This window comes from Pseudomonas sp. P5_B3 (assembly GCF_056400405.1).
In genome coordinates this window covers 45,513-60,341 of record NZ_JBFULI010000035.1, presented here as the reverse complement: position 1 = coordinate 60,341, position 14,829 = coordinate 45,513, and the positions used below count along the sequence as shown (strand labels likewise).

14 protein-coding genes and 1 pseudogene are annotated in these 14,829 nt (G+C 53.6%); 4 read left to right on the top strand and 11 right to left on the bottom strand.

What is annotated here, in order from left to right:
- Positions 1–42 precede the first annotated feature (42 nt).
- Positions 43–582 (bottom strand): nuclear transport factor 2 family protein, encoded by a 540-nt coding sequence (locus AC1DRN_RS20185; RefSeq protein WP_223458904.1) that lies wholly within the window; start codon positions 580–582, stop codon positions 43–45.
- A gap of 258 nt (positions 583–840) precedes the next feature.
- On the opposite strand from AC1DRN_RS20185, the gene AC1DRN_RS20180 reads away from it, so the two are divergent.
- Positions 841–1,878, top strand: a complete 1,038-nt coding sequence (locus tag AC1DRN_RS20180) for a GlxA family transcriptional regulator (RefSeq protein WP_223458902.1) — start codon at positions 841–843, stop codon at positions 1,876–1,878.
- Between the two features lie 61 nt (positions 1,879–1,939).
- Here AC1DRN_RS20180 and AC1DRN_RS20175 read toward each other — a convergent pair whose 3' ends face one another.
- Both AC1DRN_RS20175 and AC1DRN_RS20170 read right to left on the bottom strand, forming a co-directional pair.
- Positions 1,940–2,401, bottom strand: coding sequence for a MarR family winged helix-turn-helix transcriptional regulator (locus tag AC1DRN_RS20175; protein WP_223458900.1), 462 nt, complete (start codon positions 2,399–2,401; stop codon positions 1,940–1,942).
- A 52-nt stretch (positions 2,402–2,453) separates the two neighbouring features.
- The gene (locus AC1DRN_RS20170; RefSeq protein WP_223458898.1) at positions 2,454–3,335 is read right to left on the bottom strand and encodes an NmrA family NAD(P)-binding protein; all 882 of its coding nucleotides are present in this window, start codon (positions 3,333–3,335) and stop codon (positions 2,454–2,456) included.
- A gap of 604 nt (positions 3,336–3,939) precedes the next feature.
- Here AC1DRN_RS20170 and AC1DRN_RS20165 point away from each other — a divergent pair.
- Both AC1DRN_RS20165 and AC1DRN_RS20160 read left to right on the top strand, forming a co-directional pair.
- A complete protein-coding gene (locus AC1DRN_RS20165) occupies positions 3,940–4,743 on the top strand; it encodes an HD domain-containing protein (protein ID WP_223458896.1) in 804 nt (267 codons plus the stop codon).
- Between the two features lie 199 nt (positions 4,744–4,942).
- Positions 4,943–5,242 carry a DUF1330 domain-containing protein gene (locus AC1DRN_RS20160; protein WP_223458894.1) on the top strand — a complete coding sequence of 100 codons (300 nt, stop codon included), beginning with the start codon at positions 4,943–4,945 and terminating at the stop codon, positions 5,240–5,242.
- 128 nt (positions 5,243–5,370) lie between these two features.
- On the opposite strand, the gene AC1DRN_RS20155 is transcribed toward AC1DRN_RS20160, so the two are convergent.
- Positions 5,371–5,964 (bottom strand): carbonic anhydrase, encoded by a 594-nt coding sequence (locus tag AC1DRN_RS20155; RefSeq protein WP_223458892.1) that lies wholly within the window; start codon positions 5,962–5,964, stop codon positions 5,371–5,373.
- A 139-nt stretch (positions 5,965–6,103) separates the two neighbouring features.
- Between AC1DRN_RS20155 and AC1DRN_RS20150 the strand changes: the two genes are divergently transcribed.
- Positions 6,104–6,721 (top strand): TetR/AcrR family transcriptional regulator, encoded by a 618-nt coding sequence (locus AC1DRN_RS20150; protein WP_223458890.1) that lies wholly within the window; start codon positions 6,104–6,106, stop codon positions 6,719–6,721.
- 623 nt (positions 6,722–7,344) lie between these two features.
- On the opposite strand, the gene AC1DRN_RS20145 is transcribed toward AC1DRN_RS20150, so the two are convergent.
- The 7 genes and pseudogenes from AC1DRN_RS20145 to AC1DRN_RS20115 form a co-directional block, all read right to left on the bottom strand.
- On the bottom strand, positions 7,345–7,728 hold the full coding sequence (locus AC1DRN_RS20145) for a c-type cytochrome (protein ID WP_223458888.1): 384 nt from the start codon (positions 7,726–7,728) through the stop codon (positions 7,345–7,347).
- Between the two features lie 319 nt (positions 7,729–8,047).
- Positions 8,048–8,230, bottom strand: a pseudogene (locus tag AC1DRN_RS20140) (MCP four helix bundle domain-containing protein); the annotation flags it as partial.
- Positions 8,231–8,421: 191 nt separating this feature from the next.
- Complete coding sequence (locus AC1DRN_RS20135; protein ID WP_223458885.1) at positions 8,422–9,741, bottom strand: outer membrane protein transport protein; 1,320 nt, start codon at positions 9,739–9,741, stop codon at positions 8,422–8,424.
- Between the two features lie 152 nt (positions 9,742–9,893).
- The gene (locus AC1DRN_RS20130; RefSeq protein ID WP_223458883.1) at positions 9,894–11,795 is read right to left on the bottom strand and encodes an acyl-CoA synthetase; all 1,902 of its coding nucleotides are present in this window, start codon (positions 11,793–11,795) and stop codon (positions 9,894–9,896) included.
- A 2-nt stretch (positions 11,796–11,797) separates the two neighbouring features.
- The gene (locus tag AC1DRN_RS20125; protein ID WP_223458881.1) at positions 11,798–12,754 is read right to left on the bottom strand and encodes a fumarylacetoacetate hydrolase family protein; all 957 of its coding nucleotides are present in this window, start codon (positions 12,752–12,754) and stop codon (positions 11,798–11,800) included.
- Positions 12,755–12,929: 175 nt separating this feature from the next.
- Complete coding sequence (locus AC1DRN_RS20120; protein WP_223458879.1) at positions 12,930–14,021, bottom strand: VOC family protein; 1,092 nt, start codon at positions 14,019–14,021, stop codon at positions 12,930–12,932.
- A gap of 85 nt (positions 14,022–14,106) precedes the next feature.
- A complete protein-coding gene (locus AC1DRN_RS20115) occupies positions 14,107–14,721 on the bottom strand; it encodes a TetR/AcrR family transcriptional regulator (protein ID WP_223458878.1) in 615 nt (204 codons plus the stop codon).
- Positions 14,722–14,829: the final 108 nt, after the last annotated feature.

Genomic DNA, 14,829 nt, shown 5'->3' with positions numbered 1-14,829 from the left:
GTCCAGTGTTGAACAGCCCAAGCAACCAGCCCTTAGAGCTCTTTAAGCACCAGGCAAGAAAGGTCGTATAGCGGTGGCGGAAATATCTGGCGGTGTCAGTCGGCGATTCGTCGTTGAGCCGCCTATGTAGCGCTCGGCGATCTTCCAGCCGTTATCGGTCTCGCGAAGTCGATCAAGCATCGGAGAATACATCCAGATCATCGGTAGGTAATCGCTCTCAGTCAGCTCGCCGTCGCTCATTTTCGGAGCATCTTCCGGAACCGCATAGCGCACAAGAAGGTTGTGATATCGGACTGCAACGAGCCCGTTTTCTTCTTCATCAACAATGTGGCCCAAGCCGCAACGACTGACTCCTGGAACCAGATAGGGATAGATTTCGGTGAGGAAATGGCGGATGTTGGGTCCACCGCTAACTTCACCCTTGAAATGTATGACCTTTGCGTCGGCCGTAAAGGAACTGATCATTTCCTCAAGATCCCACGTCTCGAAGAGCCAGTTGACTCGGTTGACGAAATCTACTGCACTCGCTCGCTTATCAGGATCAATTCGGCGCGCGGCAACTACCTTCGGAAAGAAACGCATCGTTACCTCCTGAACAAATAGTTAGCACTGCCACTAACGCTCCAGGCTCAGGGCTTCAATTAAGTCCTGCACGTCGGCCTTCACATACATTTTCGTTCTCCGCGTCTATCTACGAGCTCACGGATGCCTGACTCGCCTAGGCATGCGGGGGGCAGCGAGATTCAGTCTATGCTGTTCGGACGGAGCACAAGTGACAGATCCAAGACTATTTCTGCCACAAATGCTCACTCTATGCCCGGACGCACGGGGCCTCCTCCAATGAAAAAGTTGACGAAACCAGCCGCTCCGCGCGCAGACGTGAGGCAGAAGCGGATTGTCATATTGGGTTTGCCACCGGTGGACGCGCTCGACGTGATCGGCCCAGCGGAAGTAATCGCGTGGGCGAATCAACTGGACGGCGCTAGCCTTGCCCCGTACGTGCTCGAACTAGTCAGCTCTGCTGCTGATGTGCACCTCGAGAGCGAAACAGGTATTGGGTTCAGAGGGCATCGCACACTCGAGCAAGAGCGTCGTGCGAACAAACCCATCGACACCTTGATCGTGACAATGGGCTCCAAGTCGTTCGAACAGGTCGACCAGGAAGCCATAGAGTGGCTTCGAACGCGCTCGAAGACTGTGCGGCGCGTGTGCTCTATATGTGTTGGGGCGTTCGCCCTGGCTGCCGCGGGCCTTCTGGACGGCCGCAGGGCAACGACTCATTGGAGCGTGGCACGACGTTTGGCGGAGCGCTACCCCAAGGTACAGGTCGACCCGTCTCCCATCTGGGTGAAAGACGGCAATGTCTATACGTCAGCTGGCATATCGTCCGGAATCGACCTCGCGCTATCGCTGGTAAGTGAAGATCTTGGAAATGACTTCGCCATGGAGATAGCGAAGAATTTGGTTTTGTACTTACGTCGTCCAGGCGGACAGGCGCAGTTCAGCTTCGCACTTCAGTCACAGCAGGCGCACAATTCAAGTCTGAGCGACTTATGCCTCTGGATCAGTGAGCATCTGCATATGGATCTCACAATCGAGATGATGGCAGCCAGAGTTTCAACCAGTGTCAGAACGCTGATACGAATGTTTCAGCGGGAATTGCAGACCACGCCTGCAAAATACGTCGAAACCGTCCGGCTGGAAGCGGTCTGCCGTTCGCTTGCGCTTGGCGAAAAATCGATGCACGACATCTGTCGCCGGAACGGTTACCACGGCGTCGACGTGCTTAGGAAGGCATTTACGCGCCGCTTCGGTGTGAGCCCAATGGAATACTCCCAGCGCTTCGACAAAAGCACCGAGCCGACGCAGTCCGGTTGACGTCGACTTCCAGCACCTGCAAGCGATACCGCCAAACCTATGGGCCGCCGATAGTCCGCGACTAATCGTCAGAGACACCGTGCGTGATATCGCCGACTACCACAGACGCAAGCTCCCGCCTTAACGCGTCTACCTTTTCAGTACCGTTCATTTGCTCAAACTGTCGTTGAGCCTCTTCCCAGAGAGGTGCAGTCCTTTCGAACAAGCTCCGCCCCTCCTCCGTTAGCACTACCAGGCGACTTCTTCCGTCAGATGGAGAGGGGCTGATCGAAATCAATCCTCCCCGTTCCAGGAAACCCGCCATTTTCCCCATCGCCGTGCGCTCGATATCGAGCCGCTCAGCAAGGGTATTGATTGCAGCAGTCCCCATTTCGTGGAGAGCAGCCAAGGTAAGGTATTGGGTGATCCGCAGACCCGATGGCTCAAGCTGCGCATCATAAAAGCGAGTGATCTGCCGGCTCGCCCTCCTTATTGCGGAGCAATTGCACTGGTCGATCCCTGTTGGTTGGTTAACCGGCAGCATCTGTATATTTCCTCACTACTACTGATGACTATTTACGCCCCGGACGTACGAGTCACGCATAGACGTCACGGTATTTTTCGATGAACGCCTGCACTGACAGCGCAGGTGTGCCGGTGATCTTCTCAACCACGTCGTTCACACCCGCAAAGACACCCTCTCGGTAGTTCTGAGCAACTTCGACCAGGTGTTGTACCAAGGCCGCAGGAAACTTGTACTCGTGTTCCATTTTATGCTGGAACGCCTCGATTGATGTCGGAGCGTACTCGATTTCCGCGCCAAGCACTTCGCTCATGGCAGCAGCGATCTCGGTGTGATTCATCTCGATCGGACCATGAAGGCTGTAAATTTTACCTTCATGCCCTGCAGGGTTGGCCAAAATGTGGGCGATCACCCGACCTTGGTCGTCAGTAGCAATAGGAGCGTGGCGACCATTCTCGAAGGGGAACTCGATTTTCTTCTTGGCCCGGATTTCCTTTGCGAAGTGAGGGTACGCAAGCCAGTCCGCGAAGAAGGTAGGGCGAAGGTGCGTTGTCGGTACACCCGACCAGTCGAATACACGTTCGGAGATCCAATGGTCCTGTGCCAAATGGCTTTTGGAATCACGCCGCGCGGAGATCTGCGACATGTTCACGATCGCCTTTACCCCGGCCTCTTTCGCTGCTTGGGCAAAATAGGCCGCACCTTCGACGATTCCCGGTGCGAGTGGATAAAGGAAATAGGCCGAGCGAATGCCTTCCATCGCTGCACGAATGGCATCGATGTCGGTGAAATCGCCAATAGCAATTTCAACTCCGCGCTGGCGCAGAGCTGCTGCCCTTTCGTCGTCCGAACGCACGTACGCGCGGACGCTCTTGCCCAACTTAAGCAGTTCGTCGATTGCTGCAGCACCAGTCCGCCCGGTTGCACCGCTTACAAGAATTTCAGCTGCGCTCATGATCGTAGTCCTCTCAATTGGTTAGAGCCTATGCTCTTTAATTCACGATAGGAGCATATGCCCCTATGCGATTTAAGATAGGAGCATGTGCTCCTATTGTCAATTGACGGCAATGACCGTTCAGCGGTTCGACAATTCTGTACTCGCCATTTTCCGATCCGCGAGCACTGTGCAGCAGCGCTAACGTTGATCGGTGTTGATAGGAAGCCGCTCCCAACCAGTGTCGATATCGACCTTAATTATGTCGATATCGCCAATGGCTGTCTTGCAATTGCCACCGTACTCTGTGCCTGAAGCGGGCGGTTATAGCCCTTAGCTTCCCCCTGCGCTTAGGTGGCTGAGGCCCGGGCGACCGTTGTCGCAACTCTCACCTCCGACTCTTCCAGGGGTTTACGTGGGATCGCCCGCTCGATATGTAATGCGGACAGCTGTCGGTCGAAACCTCTGTCGATGCGAGATCGGAACGTAGACCGACTGAGGCTAGCGAACCACTTCACCTCGGCAAAGAAAGTAAAGAATCGCAAGTACCACTTATAGCACTCTGATGATTTGCGATAAGTGGTGGTTGCAACACTGTGACGGAAAAAACGTCTAGGAGTTAAGAATGAAGATTGTGTCTAGTTCGTCAAGCGCTCTCGATATTTCAGTCGGTTCCGTAGAATGGGGAGAGTCCACCAAAGGAGTCCTTCGTGAGAGCGAACAAGTACAACTTATCGACAACTTGAAATTTATCTTCAGCCAGGAAAAGCTTGATGCAGAGCGCCACCGACTTGGCCTTTTAAACCCGAAGTATATTTCTATAGATGACCTTGTACCGCCCGACACAAAGATGGTCAGAGAGTCTCTGGCCTATGTTCAAGATCTGTATAAGCCAACTTTAATGCGACACTGCTGGCGCACCTACTACTTTGGATCATTGATCGCGCTGCACGATGGAATCGACTTCGACCGCGAACTTGGCTTCACCTCCGCCATGCTTCACGACCTGGGCCTGACGCCCACAGCTAACCCGCAACCATGCGACTGTTGTTTCGCCGTCAATGGTGGCGTGCACGCACGAGACTTCTTGCTCGGAAAAGGGTTCTGTCGCGAGCACGCGGATATCGTCGCGCATGCAATTGCCGTTCATCTTAATTATCATGTTCCATCTGAGGAACATGGTGCAGAGGCGTTCTTAGTAACTCGCGGCGCTATCTGCGATGTCTTTGGAACAGGTGTTTCACGAATGTCACAACGATCAGTAAAAGAGGTGCTTTCCAAATACTCTCGAGACGAGCTCTACAGTGTATTCAGCGCGACTGCATTCGAACATTTGGTCGGCACACGCTTTGAAGTGTCTTTCAAGGCAGTAACAAATGGACTGGTGGAGACAGTTCCGCATGCACTTGATTTGGCTCCTTACGTGTAAAATAAAAAACAATTTCTGATTGGACACGGCTACGCGACCCCATTGTTTTTTTAACACGGCGCAACAGCCACCTAACTCAACTTCAATCGTAAACTATTGAAGCATCACAGCTTACAGAAAACTCGGACTGGCAACTACTTAACAAGTAGTTGCCAGCCCGACTCAGCCCCGCCATTAACTTTATGTCAAAGGAGTTACTATGCCTGCTTACGTTGTCATGTCCCGCGTCCGGACCACCAATGCGAACGAGCTAGATATTTACCAGAAAAAAGGTCCGCAGACTCTTGCTGGGCGCCCGGTGACACCGCTAGCGTTCTACGGAGATCTCGACATCCTTGACGGCCAGCAGATTGAAGCGGCTGCCATTCTTCAATTTCCCTCGATCAAGGAGGCCCATGAATGGTATGCAAGTGACGCGTATCAAGAAGCGCGCGAACATCGCTTGAGGGGCGGGGATTACCAAGTGTTTGTTATCGATGGCATTGAGCACGTTACGTGATCAGACGAACGCGAGCAATTTCCCTAGCGTAGTGAGCGGTACTTAAAGCTTAGAAACGGAAAAGGCGCTAATTCAACTCGCTGGCAAAATAAGCGGCGACCAGCGGGCTGTTGGCCGCCGCTCCTGAATCAAGCCTCTGCTTGGTCAGGAATGTCGCTCACCACCTCTGTCAGTTCGAGGGAATCGATATTGTAGAAGAACCCGTAGATTTTCACGTGCGCCGGTACCCCTGGGTTTGCGCGAACGACTCCGACGTCGTATTTCAGTGAAGTCTCGAAATCCGAAATGCAAATGCTGTCATGGTCAAACGCCGACGAAATATCGCTGCCGTGCTCATGTTTGAATGCGTCGATGATGCCATCAGTGGTGAAGGACGTAGCACCGCAGAAAGAATGGTGTACGACCACTACTCTTTCGATACCGAAGAGATGGACCATAGTAGCGATAGACTGCACGCCTGCAACAGCCCGACCACCGGCGACTGATACGGGGAACAAGGTGGTGGTATGCCCAACCCTGTTACCAGCCTCATCGAGAACGTTCTCGCCCGGGTAGACCTCACCGAAATGCTTGGCGACAACGGCCGGAATTTCCGACGCACGCGGATCGAAGCAATGGATGACGATAGTATTGAGGCTCACTGCCTTGGCGAAGAGCGGGCGGAACTCCGACTCGTTGTACCAGGGCTGTGCTTTGAACGAGAAATCATTGAAGTTGGGCATTTTCTGTCTCCAGTGCTTTTGAGAATTTTGTGACTGGGCTGAACCAGCCGGTCAAAAGTACACAGATCTGTCTACCACCTCAAGAAAAAAGTAGACAGATCTGTGTGCCAAGCACTACGATTGATGCTGGAGAATTTTTATGAAAAATATTGCTTCAGGTTTCAAAGACCTCCGTTTTGAGGAAACCGCGTCTCTCAAGCCACGCGATCGTATCTTAAAGACAGCGATCATCCTTTTTAATGAACGTGGCGTACACACAATCGGAATTGATCGCATCATTGCTGAGAGCGGTGTATCGAAGAGAACCTTCTATAACTACTTCCCCTCGAAGGCTGATCTTATCGCTGCCTATTTGGATTTTTGGCATTGGCTTCGATTTACGAACTTGAACAAATACGCCACGCGAGCTGGCGGCGACCCAAAAGCCGAGCTGTTGGCGATTTTTGATTTTCTCGAGTATTGGTTTTCAGAGCAGGACTTCAGAGGCTGCGCATTTGCTCGTGGTCTAAATGATTTCAATGATGACGCATCGAAAATTTTGCGTGCAAAAGTAGGCTTGCACTTCGATGAGTGGGAAAATTTCATTAAAACGCGCTTGTCCCAACTCGTGGAACCTGACAAGGCAGAAGTCGTTCTCCCACAGTTTCTAAGCCTTATTACCGGCACAACTGTTGTTGCACACGCCTCTGGCAACATAAAAATCGCGCAACTAAACAAGCAAATAGCTGAAGCATTATTGAGTGAGAGGGCAGTTTAACTTTCAAGGCGTGGACCGGTCCTCGGCGCCTACCAAAAAATAAAATTCTCTAATTAATCATAGTATAATTTTCACTTGGGAAATCCGCCAACAAACCCAAGTGGCAAGTAGCTTATATTGATCAGTTTAAGGGTTCGTCCAGGAACCATTCAAGACCGGAAGCTTACGGTAGCGAAACTAAACTTTTTCACTCAAAAGAAAACGTTAACCGAAGTCCGTTTTTGGTGGTTTACAGCACTTGGTGACAGGCAGCAAACGGCCGATTCTGTTGAAAAAGTCGGTTCGCCCAAACAGCCCGGTCATTGACTGGTTAAAACGCCTTTTTTGCACACTGCTACGTGAAATCTGAGTCGGGAAGCCTCTGCCGAAAGKAAAGATTTCAATCTCGGACGCGTACTTTTCTGCTGCGGAAACCATGGTCGACTTTTTCAACAGAATCGACCAAAAGCCGTCATTGGAGTATCCTATGGACTATGAGACAAAGGCCAAGGTCCTTCCGGTCATTCACGCATTCACGCATTCACGGAAAGTTGAACATCCTGGATTGTTCATTAGCGATGTACCCGCGAGAGGTCGACTGGCTCATGGCTCTCGAATTTCTGTGCCCACCCCTCCTCTCAAAATCATCGACTTTTTGAAATCACACTACTCATGTATTCATTTAAATCGCGAAAATCCTTAACCCTCCAAGAGTACGGCGGTAGCTTTACACCATTCTCTTGCAAAGTTCTTGGAATCAAGTCTCCATTTGGACGAAGTATTATCGATGACACAATAACGCCAGGATAATCATTTAGTCGTTTCTTGAAAACGGATGTTGTTAGATTAGGTGTAGGAGGATTGCTTTTATTAGCCAATGGTCCTGTTCCCTTGATATCTATTCCGTGGCACATGGCACATCGCTGTGAATAGAGATTTTTTCCATTGACATTATCCGCGAAGGATAGTGATGTTTGAATTAGCGATAAAATCCCTAGCGAAGCGATGAATAATAATTTTATTTTCATTTTTCATGTGGCCTTGTTGTATAAATCAGATCTGAATCGAGGGCAAACCCCGGAGGTGCCACTGCAACACTCAGTTTTCTCGATAACATTTGAACCGAGATTGTTCATTAGCAATGCCCAGCGCTCACTTCGCGGGAGTTGAACTTCAGATCAAACGGTGGTTCGCTTGGCATGCTCACCCTAAAAACCTGATGTCAACTCGTTAATTTTACTGAACAAACCCTAATGACGATCATTGGAAATCCGGCATTCTCCTTCGGGACGCCCTTGCTTGCAAGGATCGCCCAGAGCGGCTACTGCCAACCTGTCGACAAGCTCTGGTCATGACCTCGTTGATGTTGCCCACTGAGACCAGGCTGTTGGAAAAGGTCAAAGACAGCGCTGTGGCCAAACGATTGATCCCCACCATTCCCAACCCACCCACGGCTAGAGTGATCAGGGCACAAATGACGAACGAGGTCAAAAGCCTGGTCGAGAATTTTGACTGATTCAGAAGGTTCACGCGTAAAGCCCGATGGATTAGCGGTCATTAAATGACAACCCACCTACTACCGCGAAAGTATTCTCGGTAGTGGGTGCTGATTGACAGGCAGGACTGCATCACGTCCCGATGGAGTAGTTGATTAACGATGAAAGGGAAACTTTCAGGAAGGCTCGCAAAAATGGACTCTATTAAAAATTGAGTCCTGTCGATTAGTACCGATAGGTTGCCTGCACTGAAATTCCATTCGCACTATTGTCATATTTGGCACTGTATTCAGGCTGAAGACCGGAGTTGTTCGACTGTTTTACGGAAACTTTGGAATCCCAGAGATAACCATAAGCAAAGTCTATCGTCAGATCGGAGTTCGGCGAATAAGCACCACCCAAGGTCACGGCCTGGCGATTCCCAACCGGAACGCGCACGCTGCGATCGGCATTTCTGATGGGCGACGGATCATAGGCGTAGCCTGCGCGCAGCAGCCATTGTTGGTTCAATTGATAGGAGGCCCCAACTGCGGTGGCCCAAGTGTCACGCCAGTTCATTTCTTCGGTCACACTTCCCAGACCGGCCGCCTGGCCCAGGGGGGAAAGACCGCTGTTGACTGCCTCGACCTTCTGGATCCGGCTCCAACGTTTCCAGGTGGTCCCCAGGTATCCCGTCCAGCGACTGTTGAAATGATGGGTGATGGACGTGTCCACTGATTCGGGCATAGTGATGTCTATCTTGTTGTCATAGTTTCCGTCCAGCGGGATAACGCTTGGAGAGCCGGAAACCTCAGTATGCCCTTTGAGGTGATAAGCCACTTTTGAGTGATAGTTAATCCCCCAACTCGTCGCCTCACTCAAGTCAAACAAGATGCCGAGATTGTAGCCAAGTGCCGTGTCATCGCCTTTAATAGTGACCTCTGTGTCCTGGCCGTTGTTCAGGGCACCGGTGGCCAAGTCATTCTGAAGCTTTGCATCGAAACGGTTTATGGTCGGTCCGCCTCCAATGGACACGTAATCATTGATCCGATAGGCAATGGTGGGCTGCAGGGTTATTTCCTTGGTCGTGCTATAGGAACCATGGTAGCGGCCCTGAAAACCGCTCTCGTAATCATTGATCAGGCCACTCGGAGCATACAGGCCAAGACCAATCGAAAAACGTTCGTCAAGCGGCGTCGACATATAGACGAAGGGCACGACCCCCAATGGTACCGAGTTCCCTTTATTCGTTCCCGGGGCACTGCTCTGCGCATCACTGATGTCGTCGCTCACCGAGACGACCGCGGCTCCTCCGGAAATCTCGGTACGTTTCAATTTGGTTAAGCCCGCCGGGTTACCAAAGATGGTGCTGGCATCCAGCGCAGAAGACGACCTCCCCGCATAAGCAGTACCCGCACTACTTGCACTTTGCTCGTTCAAGGCAATGCCATTGGCGCCCGCGCTTGTTGAAACGCTGAGTATTGCCGCGGCACCTGTGAATTTGATCCAGGAAGACACTTCTCGCACAGCTGAGAGACACGGGATTACACGGTTGCTCAGGTTCATTTTCCACCTCGTATTGTTTTTATTGATTGGTGCGCAGGCAAAGCTTCGCCTTCCGGTGCACTTGGCAGTGCCGGTTGAAGTTCATCGTTTTTTTGAAAAAGGCCCTGGCTGATTAGTACCAGGGCCGTAGTGCCGAAATTACAAAGTCAGGATCAATCGAGCCACTCCACCTGAAAGCTATAGCGACCTAGAAGGAGGGCCAGGGACTCTTGATGTCTCCCGGCCCGGATGCACACGACCAATCCACGTTGTTCATGCGCAATCACCTCGACCGCAATGTCCTTCAGACACATGCGATCCACATCCTGCCGGACTACCCTGGCAACTTCGCGCTGCTGCAACGCGGGCTTGAAGATCTTGCCCACCGCCGTCAACGGCAGTGCTTCGAGGATTTCGATCCGCTTTGGAATGGCCGCCCGCTCACTGATGTGGTGTTGAGCAAACTGTTCAAGTTCTTCGACATCGCAAACGTGGCCTGGCCGCAGTTGCACGTAGGCAACCGGCACTTCACCCGAATAGACGTCCGGGCTGCCGATGGCCGCGGCTAACGCCACCGCTGGATGGGCTTGCAGAGCCTCCTCGATTTGCTTGGGATCGATATTGTGGCCGCCGCGGATAATCAGCTCCTTTTTGCGCCCGGTCAGCCAGAAGTAACCGTTTTCATCCTGGCGACCCAGATCGCCCGTGTTCAGCCAGCGCTGACCATTGATGTCGATCCACAGGCCCCGGTTATGGCTTTCTTCAACGTAACCCTCGAACAGGTTCGGACCCGTGATGGTGATCAGGCCAATTTCGTCGGTGTCGGCGTCGCGCAGATACTCTCCAGCGTCATCGAGCATGACTGCACGCATGCCCTGATAGGCAATCCGTATGCCGATGGAGCCGACGAAGCGCTCGCCATGGGGCGGATTAACCGAGGAGACGCACGCGCCTTCCGTGAGTCCGTAGCCTTCGAGGATCTTCACCCCGGTCCGGCCTTCGAACTCTCGGAAAAGTTCGACCGGCATCGGCGCGGCACCACACATGGCATAACGCAGGCTGGACAGGTCACGGCCTTCCAGCTCGTTTTGCAACAGTGCGGAATAGACGGTGGGTACGCCGGAGAAGAAGTTGATGCCGAAGTGCTCGACCATCTCCCAGAAGCGTGGGATCACCCCCTCACCGCGATAACCCTGCGGCGTGCCAAGGATGACATGATCACCTTGGGTCCAGGGCATCAAGCCTGTCACCAGCTGTGCATTTACATGGAACAGCGGCAACCCACAGAAAATGACCTGGCCACTCCCATGTGGTTGCATGTGCGTAGCCATGGCCCACGCGTTGAAGACCTCTGCCCCATGCGTCCGCATCGCGATCTTGGGCAGCCCAGTGGTGCCGCCGGTGCAGAAGTAAGAGGAACGCTCCTCAGGGCGCAATTGCCGGTCGCTTTTCAGGTGCGTGCCTGGCTGAGCATCCATCAACGTCCGTAACTCGTGAATCGTGGCCCCCCTGTGCAATTCACGCTCTTTCTCTGCCAGGGATTCAAGGGATTCACGCTGAGCTGCATCAACATAGGGTCCCATGCCAACCCAAACGACGTGCTTGATCTCGGGAAGTTGATCCAGCTGCGACGCCAACTTCGGCCACAGGTCACTGCCCGGCGTCGGTGCGAGCGTTACCACCACGCTGGCCTTGGCGGCCCGCAGCAAGGCAGCCATCTGTTTGGCTTCTTGCAGTGGGTTGATCGCCATGACGACACCGGCCGCTTCGCCCCCCCAGATGGTGAAGTGGGTTTCCGGCAGGTTGGGCAGGATGAAGGCCAGCACTTCACCCGGGGTAATGCCCAGATCGTGGAAAGCATTCGCCGCTCGAGTGATATCTTCGACGAGTTCGGCATAGCTCCAGTGATGGGTGTTCCTGAAGCAGGTAGCGTCGGCGAAGAAGCTCAGTGCAGGCGCGTTGGGGCTAAGCGCGGCTGTACGCGCCAGTGCTTCATAGGTGCTGGAAGCCAAGCCACGTTCCGACAACGGAACCTGCTCGATACTTTCAATGTCGTTCAGAGATCGCACCATCATCTTCAGGCTTCCTCTACGACTCGGTTGCGTTGCACACCCAGGTCAATCACGCCATCGGCACTGCGAATGCGCGCTTCGACGACGTCTCCTGCCTTGAGATACTGCGTCCGCCCCTCCTGCGCTTTGAGGAACAGCTTCCACTTGGTCGCTTCTGGCATCAGGGCCGCAATGCGCTGCTTGGCGGGCGAAGGGATGCTCAGCGCGCATCCCGCCGGAGTACCGGTGGCGATCAGGTCGCCGGGGGCAAGATCTTGCACGGCGGAGAGTTCGGTCAGGGTTTCAGCCGGGCCATACACCAGGTTGGCCGTACTGTCGCTTTGCCGCACTTCGCCATTGACCGTCAGGCGCAACTGCAATGCTTTCAGGTAATGCATGTCCTGGGTACCCAGCAGGCAGAGGTAGGGGCCGACCGGGCCAAACGTGCGAAAGCTCTTGCCCTTGTAGAACTGCATCTGGGGGATCTGAATGTCGCGTGCCGAGTAGTCATTGACAATGACCACACCGGCAACGAATTCATGCAGGTTGGCGTCGTTGACGGTCACTGCGCCGCTGATCACGCGCTTCATCACCAGCCCAAGTTCGATCTCATAGTCAAGGAAACGGACGGTGCGCGGCTTGATCAGGACGCTGTCTGCGGCCACCAGGCAACTGGTCGCCTTGGTGAAGATCATGTTGTATTTCTTCGCATCCGGGTCCATGCCCGACTCGATCATGTGCTGTCGGTAGTTGGCCCCTTGGCAGACGAACTGTTGATTGCGGGTTACCGGCGACAGCAGATTCACTTGGTGCGCCTCCAACTGAGTACCCTTCAGTTGAGCGAGATCATCGATACTGTTCTGGTTGATGAAGTCACCCGTGGTCTCAAAAGTACCTGGGACAATCGTGATACGGTCTTGGCGTAGCACGCCCCAGTGGATACCGTTCTCAAACTCAAAGCGGACTACGTGTACAGCAGACATTGAAGGTACTCCTGGAGCAGCGTTTGTCCCGCGCTCGATGGCGCGAGAACTGTGGTGTTGTTCTGAGGGTGGGCTGGCGACGCTGTAGATCAACGAGCCGCCGGCGATCAAGGCACCGGCTTTGAGCACGTCTCGCCGGCCATATCGTGTAGCGTTGGCCGACATGGCAGCCGCTCTACCCGAACATCCGCATCAGCGTGATCAACTTGCCAATCGTCAAGTCAGGGCTGCGCCGCAGGTTGCGGATCAGGGCTCGTACATTGCTGAAGCTCATCTTGGGTTTGGTAAAACTCTTGGGCATGCGCTGCCCCCACTGCGCCATTGCCTCGGGACTCACGGGATGGATGCCCACAGGTTGTATGGCGGTAAAGATATCCCCGTCGCAGTAGTGCTCGTGCTTATCACCCCAAGGGTCTTGCCAGTAATCGAAGATCTGACTGCCCAGGATGTGCCGGCCGATTCCCCATGAGTGCTCCCAACCCCGCTCTCGCAGGACCCGTTGCCCCATGCCCACCGCGTCGGCATCGACAACTTCATAGGCGCTATGGCTATAGGTCGCCATGAACCCCTGGGCGATCGCGAGCGTATGGTGATCCGCAGGCCTGTCACCGAGATCAAGGCGCATGAAGGCGACGATGGGGGTGCCGTCAGGGAGTACTTGCACATCGCTGGGAATGAACCCGAAATGCCGGGTGTACCAGGCACAGGTCGCCTGATAGTCGGCCACTTCAATGACGATGTGACCCAGCTTGATTACTTCAGGCGGTGCAATCGGCGGGCGCTGCGTGGCGTTGATTCGCGATTGCTCTTGCGCCAGATTCCAGGGAAGTGGGGCTCTGTGTACCAGGGTTTTACCTGGCGTCTGGCCACAAACCGCTTCGACGGTAAACCCTGAAGGATCGGTCAGTCTGAGGTAATGCCCGCCGCCAGGATGTGTCGATGTCTCGATCGATGATGCACCTGGAATTTGCGTCAGCTTTTCCAGATCCTCGAGCGATTGGACTGCCAGCCCGAACCCGACAAAGCATGCATTTTCTGCACGGTGGACACGGTAACAATAGGGAGCCGGTTCAGTGCCGCGCAGATAGAGCGTTTCGGCGTTCTGATGACTGACGGCCAGGCCGAAGTCTGTCAGGAAATGCGCCGCCTCATTCAAGTCTGGCCTTTGAAAGATCAGGTGAGTCAGACCTTGGGCTTTAACCGTCGGTTGCGGATACCGGACAGGCTGTTGTGTTGCCAACTGGGGCATTTGATTTTTGTTATTCATTGTTCTTGTTTTCCAGTTTTTAGGGCAAAGCGATCCCTGAACCCCTGAAAACGCCAGGGGTTTTTCGTTGTTTCGGTTACCGCGCTTAGTCGATAGGAGGAAGTGCCGGCAACTCTACGGTCGCCAGCGCTCTAGCCTCCTCCAAAGGCACACCCAAGGCACGCAGCACGAGTTCAGCCGTATCAGATCCCGATTCGCGCCACGTTCTGTGCCCTTCCAGCACCAGAAAAATCGAGCCCAGGACGCTGCTCGAAATCAGCGTCAGCACTGAGAGCAATTGCTCCTGCGCAAACGTATAGCGTCCAGTGGAAAGCCCGCTCAGAAGATCCGTAGTCGCCTGGCTGCTGAACATTTCGCGTAACGAAGAATTGCTCATGGCGAACTTATGGATGAACGCGCCCCACTGTGAGTCTTCGTGCGCTCGACGAATGAACAATCGAATGCCATTGGCAAGGCGCTGAGCCGGATCAGAGAGGGAATTGAAGCTCTTGTTGACGCGCTCATGCATCTCCCTGGCCAGATGACCTGCGACTGCCTCGAACAGGCTTTCCATGCTGTCGATGTTGCTATAGACCGTTCCGCGCGCCACGCCTGCCTCTTGGGCGAGGTCGAGAATGTTCACTTGTGAGGTGCCTCTTTCAGCGAACAGGCGGAAGGCGGCTTGATGAATGCGGCGCTGTGTTGGATTCAGGGATTCCACGGTTCTCTCTCCAGGATTACCTTATGGACCGATTGAACACTCGTGTTCATTTTACGTCAACCCTATTTTTAAGCGTGTAGGTTTTTCTGCCTGAAAATCGGCCTGAAG

What these genes read in the sequence shown, in the direction of transcription:
- AC1DRN_RS20185 (WP_223458904.1), bottom strand. Translation starts at nt 582, where the DNA reads ATGCGTTTCTTTCCGAAGGTAGTTGCCGCGCGCCGAATTGATCCTGAT.
- AC1DRN_RS20180 (WP_223458902.1), top strand. Translation starts at nt 841, where the DNA reads ATGAAAAAGTTGACGAAACCAGCCGCTCCGCGCGCAGACGTGAGGCAG.
- AC1DRN_RS20175 (WP_223458900.1), bottom strand. Translation starts at nt 2,401, where the DNA reads ATGCTGCCGGTTAACCAACCAACAGGGATCGACCAGTGCAATTGCTCC.
- AC1DRN_RS20170 (WP_223458898.1), bottom strand. Translation starts at nt 3,335, where the DNA reads ATGAGCGCAGCTGAAATTCTTGTAAGCGGTGCAACCGGGCGGACTGGT.
- AC1DRN_RS20165 (WP_223458896.1), top strand. Translation starts at nt 3,940, where the DNA reads ATGAAGATTGTGTCTAGTTCGTCAAGCGCTCTCGATATTTCAGTCGGT.
- AC1DRN_RS20160 (WP_223458894.1), top strand. Translation starts at nt 4,943, where the DNA reads ATGCCTGCTTACGTTGTCATGTCCCGCGTCCGGACCACCAATGCGAAC.
- AC1DRN_RS20155 (WP_223458892.1), bottom strand. Translation starts at nt 5,964, where the DNA reads ATGCCCAACTTCAATGATTTCTCGTTCAAAGCACAGCCCTGGTACAAC.
- AC1DRN_RS20150 (WP_223458890.1), top strand. Translation starts at nt 6,104, where the DNA reads ATGAAAAATATTGCTTCAGGTTTCAAAGACCTCCGTTTTGAGGAAACC.
- AC1DRN_RS20145 (WP_223458888.1), bottom strand. Translation starts at nt 7,728, where the DNA reads ATGAAAATAAAATTATTATTCATCGCTTCGCTAGGGATTTTATCGCTA.
- AC1DRN_RS20135 (WP_223458885.1), bottom strand. Translation starts at nt 9,741, where the DNA reads ATGAACCTGAGCAACCGTGTAATCCCGTGTCTCTCAGCTGTGCGAGAA.
- AC1DRN_RS20130 (WP_223458883.1), bottom strand. Translation starts at nt 11,795, where the DNA reads ATGATGGTGCGATCTCTGAACGACATTGAAAGTATCGAGCAGGTTCCG.
- AC1DRN_RS20125 (WP_223458881.1), bottom strand. Translation starts at nt 12,754, where the DNA reads ATGTCTGCTGTACACGTAGTCCGCTTTGAGTTTGAGAACGGTATCCAC.
- AC1DRN_RS20120 (WP_223458879.1), bottom strand. Translation starts at nt 14,021, where the DNA reads ATGAATAACAAAAATCAAATGCCCCAGTTGGCAACACAACAGCCTGTC.